The 12304-nt window shown below is 64.2% G+C and carries 13 protein-coding genes; 6 read left to right on the top strand and 7 right to left on the bottom strand.

Going from position 1 to position 12304, the window contains the following annotated elements:
• The first annotated feature begins 1 nt into the window (after position 1).
• A complete protein-coding gene (locus tag MKP05_RS03050; protein WP_240566962.1) occupies positions 2 to 691 on the top strand; it encodes a glutathione S-transferase N-terminal domain-containing protein in 690 nt (229 codons plus the stop codon).
• Between the two features lie 174 nt (positions 692 to 865).
• Positions 866 to 1222: a phasin family protein gene (locus MKP05_RS03045; protein ID WP_240566961.1), complete on the top strand. Its 357-nt coding sequence runs from the start codon at positions 866 to 868 to the stop codon at positions 1220 to 1222.
• 91 nt (positions 1223 to 1313) lie between these two features.
• Here the strand turns inward: MKP05_RS03045 and MKP05_RS03040 are convergent, their stop codons facing one another.
• Positions 1314 to 1937 carry a phosphoribosyltransferase gene (locus MKP05_RS03040; RefSeq protein ID WP_240566960.1) on the bottom strand — a complete coding sequence of 208 codons (624 nt, stop codon included), beginning with the start codon at positions 1935 to 1937 and terminating at the stop codon, positions 1314 to 1316.
• A 188-nt stretch (positions 1938 to 2125) separates the two neighbouring features.
• On the bottom strand, positions 2126 to 2653 hold the full coding sequence (gene uraD / locus MKP05_RS03035; RefSeq protein ID WP_240566959.1) for a 2-oxo-4-hydroxy-4-carboxy-5-ureidoimidazoline decarboxylase: 528 nt from the start codon (positions 2651 to 2653) through the stop codon (positions 2126 to 2128).
• A 146-nt stretch (positions 2654 to 2799) separates the two neighbouring features.
• Here uraD and uraH point away from each other — a divergent pair, with 146 nt between their 5' ends.
• The 3 genes from uraH to MKP05_RS03020 all read left to right on the top strand — a co-directional run bounded on the left by uraH (position 2800) and on the right by MKP05_RS03020 (position 5277).
• Positions 2800 to 3153, top strand: a complete 354-nt coding sequence (uraH, locus tag MKP05_RS03030; protein WP_110282392.1) for a hydroxyisourate hydrolase — start codon at positions 2800 to 2802, stop codon at positions 3151 to 3153.
• Positions 3154 to 3214: 61 nt separating this feature from the next.
• Entirely contained in the window at positions 3215 to 4420 is a 1206-nt protein-coding gene (locus MKP05_RS03025) for a urate hydroxylase PuuD (protein WP_240566958.1), read from the top strand.
• Positions 4421 to 4542: 122 nt separating this feature from the next.
• The gene (locus tag MKP05_RS03020; protein WP_240566957.1) at positions 4543 to 5277 is read left to right on the top strand and encodes a GntR family transcriptional regulator; all 735 of its coding nucleotides are present in this window, start codon (positions 4543 to 4545) and stop codon (positions 5275 to 5277) included.
• Positions 5278 to 5350: 73 nt separating this feature from the next.
• Here the strand turns inward: MKP05_RS03020 and MKP05_RS03015 are convergent, their stop codons facing one another.
• The 3 genes from MKP05_RS03015 to MKP05_RS03005 all read right to left on the bottom strand — a co-directional run bounded on the left by MKP05_RS03015 (position 5351) and on the right by MKP05_RS03005 (position 8288).
• A complete protein-coding gene (locus MKP05_RS03015; protein ID WP_110282389.1) occupies positions 5351 to 6397 on the bottom strand; it encodes a TRAP transporter substrate-binding protein in 1047 nt (348 codons plus the stop codon).
• 82 nt (positions 6398 to 6479) lie between these two features.
• Complete coding sequence (locus MKP05_RS03010; RefSeq protein ID WP_240566956.1) at positions 6480 to 7766, bottom strand: TRAP transporter large permease; 1287 nt, start codon at positions 7764 to 7766, stop codon at positions 6480 to 6482.
• A gap of 9 nt (positions 7767 to 7775) precedes the next feature.
• Positions 7776 to 8288, bottom strand: a complete 513-nt coding sequence (locus MKP05_RS03005; RefSeq protein WP_240566955.1) for a TRAP transporter small permease — start codon at positions 8286 to 8288, stop codon at positions 7776 to 7778.
• A 513-nt stretch (positions 8289 to 8801) separates the two neighbouring features.
• On the opposite strand from MKP05_RS03005, the gene MKP05_RS03000 reads away from it, so the two are divergent.
• Positions 8802 to 9668: a DMT family transporter gene (locus tag MKP05_RS03000; protein ID WP_240566954.1), complete on the top strand. Its 867-nt coding sequence runs from the start codon at positions 8802 to 8804 to the stop codon at positions 9666 to 9668.
• 12 nt (positions 9669 to 9680) lie between these two features.
• Here MKP05_RS03000 and MKP05_RS02995 read toward each other — a convergent pair whose 3' ends face one another.
• Both MKP05_RS02995 and MKP05_RS02990 read right to left on the bottom strand, forming a co-directional pair.
• Complete coding sequence (locus tag MKP05_RS02995) at positions 9681 to 10559, bottom strand: MurR/RpiR family transcriptional regulator (RefSeq protein WP_240566953.1); 879 nt, start codon at positions 10557 to 10559, stop codon at positions 9681 to 9683.
• Between the two features lie 181 nt (positions 10560 to 10740).
• A complete protein-coding gene (locus MKP05_RS02990) occupies positions 10741 to 12192 on the bottom strand; it encodes an NCS1 family nucleobase:cation symporter-1 (protein WP_240566952.1) in 1452 nt (483 codons plus the stop codon).
• Positions 12193 to 12304 lie beyond the last annotated feature (112 nt).

Genomic DNA, 12304 nt, shown 5'->3' with positions numbered 1-12304 from the left:
GATGATCGAGCTCTACTACTGGACGACCCCCAATGGCCACAAGGTCACGATCTTTCTCGAGGAGACGGGGCTCGACTATGAGGTTCGCCCGGTCAATATCGGCCGGGGCGAGCAGTTCACCCCCGAGTTCCTGACCATTGCGCCCAACAACCGCATCCCGGCCATCGTCGACCGCATGCCGGCCGACGGCGGGCAGCCGCTGGCGCTGTTCGAGAGCGGGGCGATCCTCGAGTACCTGGCCGACAAGACCGGAAGCTTCCTGCCACAGGGCGGCCGCGAGCGCTATGTGGTGCTGCAGTGGCTCTACTGGCAGATGGCCAATCTCGGCCCGATGGCCGGCCAGAACCATCACTTCCGCAACTACGCGCCCGAGAAGATCGAGTACGCCATCGAGCGCTATGTGGGGGAGACGTCGCGACTCTATAGCGTGCTCGATCGGCGGCTGGACGACCACGAGCATGTCGGCGGTGACGACTACTCGATCGCCGACATGGCCATCTACCCCTGGGTGAGGTCCTGGGACAAGCAGGGGCAGGACATCGAGGAGTATCCCAATGTGCTGCGCTGGATGCGCACCATCGAGGAGCGCCCGGCGGTGCGGCGCGCCTATTCCCTGGTGGAGGAGGTCAACCCGAACGACGGCGTGGAGATGGACGAAGAGGCCCGCAAGTATCTGTTCGGGCAGCGCTGAGCCGCCGTCTTCCCTGCACGTGCATGACCGACGCCCGGCCCCTGGCCTGGCGCTGTCTTCCGGGGACCTGGAGAACCGTGTGATAGGGTGTTGCGGCGCACAATCAGCCCTGCTATGTTGCAATGCAACGCAAGGCGTTCTGCCTTGGCTTGCCACCCAGACGGAGGTCACCCCATGAGCAAAGCAACCACCGAGAAAGCTACCGAGCAGTTCCAGAGCGTGTTCGTCGAGCCGGCGCGTGCCTATGGCTCGCTGACCCTGGAGTACAGCGAGAAGCTGCTCTCTGCCCAGTTCGATGCGGTTCGTGCCTTCACGGACCTGGGCCTGGCCCAGGTCCGCAGCTGGCTGGACGTCAAGGATCCCGAGAGCTTCAAGAAGGTCCTGGAAGGCCAGCAGAAGGCCGCCCAGGACATGGGTGAGCGCTTCAAGGGCGATGCCGAGAAGGTCGTGGCGCTGAGCCAGGAGTACCTGCAGAAGGGCCAGAAGCTGGTCGAGGACAGCGTGAAGTCGGCCACGGCCGCCACCAAGTAACGCCGTCGGCCGTCCAGGCGGCCCCATGACAAGAACGGGCCGCCTCCCTTTGGGGAGGCGGCCCGTTCTTGTCATGGGGCCAGGGTGCCCGTCACTGGCCGCTGCCACCGAGCAGGGCGATGACCTCGTCATCCTCCACCTGGCCGAAGTCGGCGAAGAACTGCCCCACGGCCTGGAAGTGCGGAGGGGCGTCCAGGCAGACCACCTCGTCGGCCAGGGCGGCGAGTCTCTCCACGGTATCGGGCGGGGCGCAGCCGATGGCGGCGATCAGCCGGGCGGGGTCGCGCTGGCGGAGGGTGGTCAGGGCGGCGGCCATGGTGGCGCCAGTGGCGCTGCCGTCGTCGACCACCACCACGATGCGCCCCGTCGGGTCGATGGGCGCGCGCACCGGGGTGTAACGGCGGCGCCGCTCGGCGATCAGCTCGCGCTGGCGCTCGATCTCATCGGCGAGCACGTCCTCATGGCAATGGCGGGCCACCTCTCCCAGGTGCACGCTGCCGTCCTCGCTGACCGCGCCGATGGCGAACTCCGGGTTGCTGGGGGCACCGATCTTGCGTACCAGCACCACATCCAGTTCGCCCTCCAGAGCATCGGCCAGCTGCCGGCCCATGGGCACGCCGCCACGAGGTATCGCCAGCACCAGCGGATTCCGGCCCCTGAGGTGGGCGAGCCGCTCGACCAGTTGCCGGGCGGCATCGAGTCGATCACGGAACATGGCGAGTCTCCTGCGTGGTTCGCTCTGCCTTTAGTGTAGGCAGCCGGAGCACGGGTGGCTCGTGCCACCGAACGCCGGCGCCGCCAGCGGGGCCGGCGGCGTCGGTCAGGGCTCAGGCCTTGGACTCTGCTCCCTTGCCCGCCGAGGCGATCATGCCGAACATCACCCCCCGGCGCCGCCGGTAGCGATCATCCCTCGGCCCTGGCCTCGAGACGGAAGCGGGCAATCCGGCTGATCTGCTCGATGGCCGTACGGCGCTCCTCGTCCTGGTCGTTCTCCAGGCGTGTCGCGAAGGCCGCCAGGATGGCGTGGCGGTCGTTGCCCTTCACGGCCATCACGAAGGGGAAGCCGAAGCGGGCCTTGTAGGCCGCGTTCAGGCGCTCGAAGCGAGCCATCTCCTCGGGGGTACACTGATCCAGGCCGGCGCCGGCCTGTTCGCGAGTGGAGTCATCGGTCAGCTCGCCGGCGATGGCCGCCTTGCCGGCCAGGTCGGGGTGGGCGCGAATCACCTCCAGCTGGCGCTCCGGGCTCGCGTCACGCAGCACCCGGCCCATGGCCTCGGCCAGGCCTGCGGGGGTGTCCTGGGCCTCACCGAGGCCCTGTTGCCAGGCCAGTTCGGCGACCCAGGGCGAGTGCTCGTAGATGTCGCCGAAGCGGCTGACGAAGTCGTCCAGGCCGAGTCGGCTGGGGCGGGGTGTCAGGATCTTGTCGCTCATGGGTGGGCCTCCTGGGGCTCGTCACGGTTCATTTGATGGTCGCACCTCTAACTGTATACAAAAAATATTTTGAAATGTACTCCATTTGGAGCTAAAACTGTTCTCATGGATCGGGCCGATCACACCATCATAGAGGAGAGTGACAAATGGGACGCTTGACCACCCATGTGCTGGATACCGCCCAGGGCCGCCCCGGCCAGGGCATTCGCATCGAGGTCCTCCGCCTGGAGGGGGAAACCCGTACCCGGCTCAAGGAGGTCGTCACCAATGACGATGGCCGCTGCGATGCCCCGATCCTCGAGGGCGACGACTTCCTCGCCGGCGAGTACGAGCTGGTGTTCCACGCCGGTGACTACCTGCGTCGCCAGGGCGTCACGGCCAGCGAGCCGCGCTTCCTCGACGTGATCCCGCTGCGTTTCGGGGTGTCCGACGCCGCCCAGCACTACCATGTGCCGCTGCTGTTGTCGCCGTACGGCTACTCTACCTACCGCGGCAGCTAGCCTTGGACCGAAAACTGGTCGTCGGTCACCAACAACAATGCAATGAGTTGAGGTTTCCCTCATGCAAGCGTACATCCTGGACTTTGCCAACTTCATGCTGAGGTGGCTGCATGTCATCGCCGCCATCGCCTGGATCGGCGAGTCGATCTACTTCGTGATGCTGGACAACAGCCTGAAGCCCCCGAAGGACGAGAGCTGCCGGAAGAAGGGCGTGTTCGGCGAGATGTGGGCCGTACACGGCGGCGGCTTCTACCACAACCAGAAGTACGCCACGAGCCCCGAGGCCCTGCCCGACGATCTGCACTGGTCGTTCTGGAAGTCCTACACCACCTGGCTGTCGGGCTTCGCCCTGTTCGTCATCCTCTACATGGTCAATCCGGGCTTCTATCTGGTGAACCCCGACAGCGACTGGGCATGGGCGGCGGGCATGACCGGCTGGCAGGCCAATGTCCTGGCGCTACTGTTCCTGCTCGGTGGCTGGGTCGTATACAACGAGCTGTGCAAGCGCATCAGCCCCGACATGCAGCGCGACGGCTTGCTGAGCCTGGGGGTCGCCGTGCTGATGGTGGTGGTGGCGTACCTGAGCACCCAGATGTTCGCCGGGCGCGCGGCCTTCCTGCTTACCGGTGCGGTGATGGCCACCGCCATGTCGGCCAACGTCTTCTTCTGGATCATTCCCGGGCAGCGCCGCATGGTGGCGGCGATGAAGGCAGGCGAGACCCCCAACCCCCTCGACGGCAAGCGCGGCAAGCAGCGTTCGGTTCACAACACCTACTTCACCTTGCCGGTGGTGCTGCTGATGATCAGCAATCACTATTCCTTCGCCTACTCCCATGAGTACGCCTGGGTGATCATGTCGCTGTTCATCTTCGCCGGCGCCCTGATCCGCCAGTTCTTCGTGCTGATGCACTCGGGAAAGATCCAGCCGGCCTATCCCGCCGCGGGGGTGCTGTTGCTCGCCGTGGCGCTGTGGATCGCCGCGCCGGCCAGCGGTCCAGCGGTGGCGCGCGACACCGCCGATGCCGGTCCGAGCCTGGAGGAGGTGCATGCCATCGTCGAGAATCGCTGCGTGGCCTGTCACTCCCGGGAACCCAGTCAGCCCGGCTTCGGCTCCGCACCGGCCGGTATCACCTATGACACCGAGGACCAGGTCCACCGTCAGATGGAGCAGATCAAGCAGGTGGTGGGGAGTGGCTACATGCCGCTGGGCAACATGACCGGCATGACCGACGAGGAGCGTGCGACCATCGCCGCCTGGAGCGACTGATACCGCCATGGATGCGCTCCGACGGCCCGCCGCTACGGCGGGCCGTCGTGTTCGAGACAGTCGTCGATCGGGGCGCTTAGCGTATACAATGAGAGCAGTCAGGGGTCGAAGGAGAGAGCTTCATGAACCAGCGCCAGACCGTGGCCGAGCGCAAGCCTGCCGGAACTCGCCTGGGCAAGAATGGTGATGGTGCCGAACGCCATGATGCCATCTACCGCTCTATCAGCGATGCCATCATCGAGCACCGGCTCAAGCCGGGGGCTCGCCTGCGCGAGGATGCGTTGTCGGAGGTGTTCGGCGTCAGCCGTACCGGCATTCGCAAGATCCTCCAGCGCCTGGCCCTGGAACAACTGGTCACCCTGACGCCGCGGCGTGGCGCCAGTGTCACCCGTCCCACGGCCGATGAGGCCAAGGACGTCTTCGACGCCCGCCAGATGATCGAGTGCGGCCTGATGCCGGAGGTCGCCCGGCGCATCACCGAGGCCGACGTGCGCGAGCTGCGTGATATGGCACGGCGCGAGCGCGAGGCGCTGAAGTCCGGCGAGCAGAGCACGGCGATCAAGCTCTCCGCCGCCTTCCACGAGCGCCTGGCCCGGCTTTCGGGCAATGCCACTCTGGCCGAGTTCGTCGGTCGGCTCTGCTCGCGCTCCTCGCTGATCCTCGCCGTCTACGGCAACGCCGGCCACCTGGGCTGCGAATCCCATGACCACGACGACCTGATCGGCCACCTGGAAGCCGGCAATGGCGAACGCGCCCAGGCCTTCATGAGTCGCCATCTCAAGGCCATCGAGGCGTCGCTCTCGATCGTCGAGGAGGAGGACGAGGCGCCCGACCTGCACCAGATCTTCTCGGGCTGATCCTCCCAAGCGGTAACGCAACGCGACGGCGCCAGCCGGCCGAGGCCGACTGGCGCCGTCGCGACAGGGGGCATTAGCGCTGTGCAGCGTGGGCCTCCTCGATGGAGGAGAGCATCGCTTCGAGCAGGGCAACCCCCTCCTCGCCGTATGTTTCCTCGATGACCTGGCGCACGGCCGGCTGGGCCGAGGCGGCGAAGGCCTCACGCTGTTCCGGCGTGATGGTGTTGACCTCCATGGAATCGGCCAGCTTGGGCAGGCCCTGGTCGGAGGCCTCGATGATCCGGGACATGGCGCGGCCGGCGTCGACGGCGACCTTGGAGGCCCAGTCGATGATGCGCTGATGCTCTTCGGGCAGGCCGTCATAGAAGTCCTGGTTGACGAACCAGACATAGGGGGTGATCAGGTGATTGCTGATCGTCAAGTAGTCCTGGACCTCGTCGAACTTGGCGAAGGCGGTCTGCTGGATGGGGTTCATCTGCCCATCGGCGACCCCGGTCTGCAGGGCGGTATACACTTCTGCCCAGGCGAGGGGCGTGGCCCGGGACCCCATTGAATTGATAAGGGCCTCGTGGGTGGGCAGGGTCATCGTTCTGATGCGCAGTCCGTCCATGTCCTCGGGTGAGGTGATGGGACGCTGGGAGTTGGTGAACTGGAAGAAGCCGCCACTGTCCAGCAAACCGAGCACCTTCAGCCCGGTCTCCTCGTTGATATCTTCGGCCAGCATCTGGCCGAACTCGCTCTCCAGGGAGATGACCTCGTTGGCCACGCCGATGTTGGGAAAGGCGAAGGGGATGTCAAACACACCGATCCTCGGGTAATGCTCGGCAACGCCACCGGCGGTGGAAATCGAGGACTCGATGATGCCTTGGCGCACCTGGGCGATCGCCTCCGCATCCTTGCCGAGCTGGCCGGCCGGATAGATGGTCACTTCGATCTCGCCGTTGCTCGCGGTCTCGACGAGTTGCTTGAACACCGCCGATAGGGCGCCGGCGTTGCTGGCCATGATTTCCGGCGGGTTGACGTGGGCGATGCGCATGGTGGTCTCGGCGGCCGCGGCGGCGCCGGCGATCCCCAGGGCCAGGCCGAGGCCGGTGAGGGTAGTGGTAATCCGTGCTTTCATGATGCTTCTCCGGTGGTGTTGTTGTTGCGATGCATGGTGGGTGGAGATCCCCCGTCCGCGGGCGGGGTAGCAGCGTCGCGCCCTAGTTGGCCAGCCCCAACAGGCGGGGTATCGTCAAAGCGATCGGTTCCCAGTAGGCCACGGCGAGCAGCACGCCGATCTCGACGAGGATGAAGGGCCACAGGGATTTGGTGATTTCCTCGATACGCTCGCCGGTGACCGATGCCAGGACGAACAGGCAGGCGCCGACCGGTGGTGTCATGAGCGAGATGGTCAGGGCAAGGATGATGATCATGCCGGCGTGCACTGGCTCGAGGCCGATGGTCAGGGTCAGGGGGGCGAGCACGGGCGCCAGGATGATCAGGGCGGCGTTGATGTCCATGAACAGGCCGATGACCAGCAGCAGGGCGATGATCATGGCGACGATGGCGGCCGGGCTGTCCGAAATGGACAGGAAGCCGGCGGCGATCAGCTGGGGGATCTGGTTGAAAGTCATCCACCAGCCGAGAATGGTCGCCGACGCGATGATCAGGAAGATCACCCCGGTGATCAGCGCTGTGCGCGCCAGCATCTCGTACAGGTCCTTCCAGGTGATGTTGCGATAGATCACTCCGCCCACCACCAGCGCATAGAGTACGGCCAGGGCCGCGGCCTCGGTGGGCGTGGTGATCCCGGTCAGGATGGCGCCGAGGATGAACACCGGGAGGATCAGGGCCAGCAGGCTGCCGCGGAACTCCTTGAGGATGAGGGTCAGGCTGGGCCGCTGATCGGACTTGGGCAGCCCCAGGCGACGCCCGGTGGCGGCGATCAGGCACATGCACACCAGGCACAGCAGCAGCCCCGGAATGATGCCGGCGGCGAACAGCCCGGCGATGGATACCCCCATCAGCGAGCCATAGATGATGGCCAGGGTGGAGGGTGGGATGATAGGGCCGATGATCGAACCGGCCGCGGTGACGGCGCAGGCATAGGGGCCGGTGTAGCCCGCCTTCTTCATCGCCGGGACCAGGGTGTTGCCGAAGGCCGCCGCGTCCGCCGTGGCCGAGCCGGTGAGGCCGGCGAAAAGCACCGAGGCCAGCATGTTGGAATGGGCCATCCCACCGCGAAGCCAGCCCACCAGGGACTGGGCAAAGTTGACCAGGTTCAGGGTCAGGCCCGAACGGTTCATGATCTCGCCGGCCAGGATGAAGAAGGGCATGGCGAGAAACGGGAAGAGATTGAGCCCGGAGAAGAAGCGGTCCGGCACCATGGCCAGGAAATGGCCGCCGCCCATGTCGATGATGCCGATCAGGCCGGCCACGCCGAGCACGATGCCTACCGGCATGCCGAGTATCAGGAGTCCGAAGAAGACGATGGCTACGATGATCATGACGTTACCTCAGGCGCGTTCCGCCGCGGGGTGCGGGTCGGGGGCGAAGAAGTCGTAGACGGCGACCATCACGAATTGCAGGCAGGCCAGGCCCGAGGCGACGGGAATGATGATGTAGGGATAGCCCCGGGGCATGCCGAAGATCATGGTCAACTGCGAGAACCCGCGTTCCACGTAGCCCAGGCCATAGATGAACATGAAAGCGAAAAAGGCGAAGCCGATCACGTCGAAGCTCAGGGCCAGGAATTTACGCATCGGGCGCGGGAAACGGTCGAACAGGATGAGCACGCCGACGTGCTGCCGATAGCAGATGCCGGTCGAGATGGCGAGGAGCGCGACCCAGATCATCAGGTAGCGGGCCAGTTCCTCCGTGAAGGTGAGATTCCAGGGCAGGACGTAACGGGCCAGGATCCCCAGCCATACATCGAGAACCAGCACGATCACCAGGGCCACGCATAACCGCTCGACCCAGCGGTTGAGGGACCGGCTCATTGCCAGCGCCTTGAGGCTGACCTTTTCCACCTTTCTCCTCCTCGGACACGACGAGGGTACGCCGGGACCTTTTGGTTGTTGTTGTAGATTCAGGTTTAAAACATGAATTTCGTATTGTCAATGTATTTGGTTCCAATGTTTCAGGGTCGATCCGGTCGGCCCAAGGAGGCTTGCGTTGCCTTGAGAGGGTTGTCGGAATGTGGTTAATAAACTGATATATAAAATCTTTAACTTATTGATAATTTTTGTATACTAAAATATGTGACGATGGCGCTGAGTCGAGTGCCACTTGGTATACGAAAGAAAATGAGACAATAATTTCTTGAATGAGCCGCATTGAAAATGTAGTGCTGATGGAGAGAGGATCACCGAGGCCTTCCCCCTCGATCCGGGTCAGAGGGCTCATCCAACAGTGATCAGGCGATCCTTCGCTTGTCGCGACGACAGGGATGAGCGGTCTCGTAATGCTGACGCCAGGCCAGCGGGTGGGAGGGAAGGATGCAGGATGAGTCGAATCGAAGCGCTCGGATCTGGCAGGGAGGCATGCTGGCCCTGCTGGCCACCACGATCTGGGCAGGCAACTTCGTTGCCGCTCGGGCCGCTTCGGCCAGCATCGATCCCATCGCTCTCACCTTCCTGCGTTGGAGCCTGGCCACGGCCTTGCTGTTGCCGTTCGTGGCGAACCGTTTGCTTGCGGCTCGGCGGGCTCTGGCAGTGAGCTGGAAAGGGATCGTGGTGGCCTCCTTCTTCGGCATCACCGCCTTCAACACAAGCGTCTATATTGCCGGCAACCATATCGGCGCCACCCATATGTCCCTGGTGAACGCCGCCGCACCGATCCTCATTCTCTTGCTGTCGGTGATTCTCCTCGGGGAGCGGGTGTCCTGGATGGGTATTCTGGGCATGCTGCTGGCGGCGGGCGGCATCCTGTTGTCTGCCCGGGATGGTGGCTCCGCCGATCTGACCGTGGACATGGGACGTGGGCTGGGTTGGATGACCCTGGCGGCCAGTTGTTTCGCGATCTACACGGTGATGTTTCGGCGGTTACTCGGCAGGCTGCCCTTCATGGTACTGATCGGGAGTTCCTTCCTGATGGGAACCTTGCTGCTGCTCCCGCTGTTCGCTTGGCGAGTCGCCGTCGTGGGCATGCCGGAATGGAGTGGCCAGAACCTCTTTCTCATCGGGTATGCGGGCATCGCGGCGTCGTTGGTGGCGTTCGTCTGCTGGAACCGGGCCGTGGCTCTGATCGGTGCCGCCCAGGCCGGATACGTCTATTACCTGGTGCCGTTCCTCAGCGCCGCGCTCTCGGTCGTCTTTCTCGGTGAACTGCCGGGCCCCTGGACGCTGGTCGCCGCCCCCCTGGTGATCCTGGGCATCGTGCTCGCGGTCCGCGACGCAAGGCGTGCCTAGGGAGAGTGGCTGTCAGTCGAAGTCACGGACCTGCTCGTGGGCGATCTCGATGTCCTCCAGGCGAACGCGGCCCGACTTGCCGGCCAGTCGCACCGCCTGGACGCTGAGGTAGTGGATAAGCCCCATGGGGCCGACGTAGGTATGGAAGAGGAAACTGCTGGAGATATCGCAGGACAGGGTCCAGGTAGCCAGCTCTCGATTCTCGCCGGATAGGGAGTCCGTGAGATAGAGGATCGGCATATCGCGCTCGCGAGCGGCCTGCATCACGCGGGTCAAGTCACCGACGCGACGACGCATGCCGATGGCGATCAGCAGGTCGTCCTCGCCGAACTCCGTGACATGCTCGCCAAGGGTTTCGCCAGGGTGGGGCAGCAGGTGAACCTGGTGACGGAACTGGATGAACTGCCAGCGGGCATAGGCGGCCACGAAGTAGCTGTTGCGAAAGCCGACCAACCAGATGCGCCTCGCCTGGACGATTTGGTGCAGGGCGGCGTCGAGGCCTTCGTCATCGAGTTGCTCGAACGTCCGCGTCAATGCCGCGATATGATCGCTCAAGAAGGCCTGGCTTTCGGAAGGCAGCGGCGACGAGTCCTGGTGGCGCTCATGCAGATAGATCGGTGACCCCCACTGCTTGATATCGCGGACCAGGCGGCGGGCCTCTTCGAAGTTGCGAAAGCCCAGCCGCTTGAAGAGCCGTGAAGCGGCGGCCTTGGAGACACCGGCCAGCTTGGCCAGTTCTGTCGCACTGTAGGCGGACAGCTCGCCGGGAAAGTCGAGGATCAGTTCGGCAAGCTTGCGTTCGCTGGAAGGCAGTTCCGGCAGGTGTTCCTGGATCCGGGACTCGAGGGAGCGCGGTCGCTCCTTGGCCTGAGGGAGGGGGCCGTGCATCATCCGGGTCCTCTTGACGGTGAGGCAGATCATCGAGCGTGGCGACCGCCAGCCCGGCGGGACCAGGTCCCACAATGAAAAAGTTAACACAGATGCACCGCTGCTGAAATTATGATTTCAGCAGCGGTGCTGTTTGTGGCCAGTACCGGGCCCGACTCCTGGCCGGGGGCGACCTGAGAGAAGCTCAGAGGTGGGCGGAGGCCGGCAGTCGCTGGCCGCGCATCAGCAGGAAGTAGAAGAGTCCGCCGAGACCGGCGCCGATCAGCCAGGCATAGCCGTTCAGCGCCGCCAGGGCCGGGACCCACACCGAGGAGATCGAGAACAGCGCGGCCCCCCCGAACGCCATCAGGGCCTTGTGGTTCCAGCCCTTGACGTAGTAATAGGCACTATCGGGGGCCGAGGAGAACATCTGCTGGATATCCAGCTGCTGATGCCTCACCAGGTAATAGTCGACCACGATGATGCCGTAGAAGGGGGCGATGATGGCGCCGAGCGCATTGACGAAGCCGGGCACGCCGATCTGGCTGATCACCGAGACCCACAGCGCGCCGATGAAGAAGGCAATGATCGCCGTGATCAGCCCGCCCATCTTGAAACTGATCCTGCTGGGAAAGAGGTTGGCCAGGTCGTAGGCCGGCGGAATGAAGTTGGCGACCAGGTTGATGCCCACGGTGGCGGCGAAGAAGGTCAGCGCGGCGACGATGGTCAACGGCAGCGAATCGACGCGCTCGACGATATCCGCCGGGTTGGTCAGGGCATCGCCGAACAGCACCAGGGTGCCGGCGGTGATGATCAGGGCGATGAACGAGAAGAAGGCCACGTTGAGCGGCAGGCCGAGCAGGTTGCCGAGTTTCATCTCGCGTTCGCTCCTCACGAAGCGGGAGAAGTCGCCGAAATTGATCACCACCGCGGCGAAGTAGGCGACCATGGTGCCGACGATGGCCAGGAAGGCGACGATGCCACTGCCGGAACGTTCGCCGCCACCGCTGAAGATGGTGGCGATGGCGGGCAGCAGTTCGCTGCCGGCCTGGACCCAGACCACGATCATCAGGGCCACCATCACCAGGTAGACCAGCGGGCCGGCCCAGTTGAGGAAGTGCTTGATGCGGTCGATGCCCTGCCAGAAGATCGCGATCTGGAAGATCCACACGATCACGAACGACACCCAGGCCACGCCCGACAGGCCCAGGAACGTGCTGCCGTCGCCGGCGCCGAACAGGGCGGTGATCAGCAGCGCCACCGCGGTGGAGGCGAAGTAGGTCTGCACTCCGTACCAGAAGATGCCGATGATCGCCCGCAGCATGGCCGGCAGGTTGGCCCCGCGCACCCCCATGCTGGCGCGGATCATCACCGGAAAGGGGACCCCGTACTTGACGCTGGGCTTGCCGGTCAGGTTGACCAGATACATCACGATGACGCCGGCCAGGATGATCGCCGCCATCACCGCCCAGCCATTCAGTCCATATGAGAGAAACAGCGAGGCCGCCAGGGTGTAGCCGAACAGGCTCTGGATGTCGTTGGACCAGACGTTGAAGATTTCGAACCAGCCCCAGGTGCGCTTGCTGTGGGGTATCGGGGCCAGGTCCACGTTATGGAGCGTCGAGTCGATGCTCTTGATTTCCAGTTCGCCGTCCATCCTGAAATGCTCCCTGTGCTGAAGGGTTGTCTCGTTTTCTGCAGCATAAGGTAGTCAGGGGGAATCCGCCTGCGATGAATATTGCGTCGCGAGACGCGTCGACCATCACGAT

This window comes from Halomonas flagellata (assembly GCF_022487945.1).
GTDB lineage: Bacteria > Pseudomonadota > Gammaproteobacteria > Pseudomonadales > Halomonadaceae > Halomonas > Halomonas flagellata.
The sequence above is the reverse complement of the archived record's forward strand: the minus strand, read 5'-3'. Positions and strand labels throughout refer to the sequence as shown.

Excerpts from the sequence above, each read along its gene's own strand:
- MKP05_RS02990 (WP_240566952.1), bottom strand. The coding sequence starts at position 12,192 with ATGGACGGCGAACTGGAAATCAAGAGCATCGACTCGACGCTCCATAAC.
- MKP05_RS03010 (WP_240566956.1), bottom strand. The coding sequence starts at position 7,766 with ATGATCATCGTAGCCATCGTCTTCTTCGGACTCCTGATACTCGGCATG.
- MKP05_RS03045 (WP_240566961.1), top strand. The coding sequence starts at position 866 with ATGAGCAAAGCAACCACCGAGAAAGCTACCGAGCAGTTCCAGAGCGTG.
- MKP05_RS03020 (WP_240566957.1), top strand. The coding sequence starts at position 4,543 with ATGAACCAGCGCCAGACCGTGGCCGAGCGCAAGCCTGCCGGAACTCGC.
- uraD (WP_240566959.1), bottom strand. The coding sequence starts at position 2,653 with ATGAGCGACAAGATCCTGACACCCCGCCCCAGCCGACTCGGCCTGGAC.
- MKP05_RS03025 (WP_240566958.1), top strand. The coding sequence starts at position 3,215 with ATGCAAGCGTACATCCTGGACTTTGCCAACTTCATGCTGAGGTGGCTG.
- MKP05_RS03000 (WP_240566954.1), top strand. The coding sequence starts at position 8,802 with ATGCTGGCCCTGCTGGCCACCACGATCTGGGCAGGCAACTTCGTTGCC.
- MKP05_RS02995 (WP_240566953.1), bottom strand. The coding sequence starts at position 10,559 with ATGATGCACGGCCCCCTCCCTCAGGCCAAGGAGCGACCGCGCTCCCTC.
- uraH (WP_110282392.1), top strand. The coding sequence starts at position 2,800 with ATGGGACGCTTGACCACCCATGTGCTGGATACCGCCCAGGGCCGCCCC.
- MKP05_RS03050 (WP_240566962.1), top strand. The coding sequence starts at position 2 with ATGATCGAGCTCTACTACTGGACGACCCCCAATGGCCACAAGGTCACG.
- MKP05_RS03040 (WP_240566960.1), bottom strand. The coding sequence starts at position 1,937 with ATGTTCCGTGATCGACTCGATGCCGCCCGGCAACTGGTCGAGCGGCTC.
- MKP05_RS03015 (WP_110282389.1), bottom strand. The coding sequence starts at position 6,397 with ATGAAAGCACGGATTACCACTACCCTCACCGGCCTCGGCCTGGCCCTG.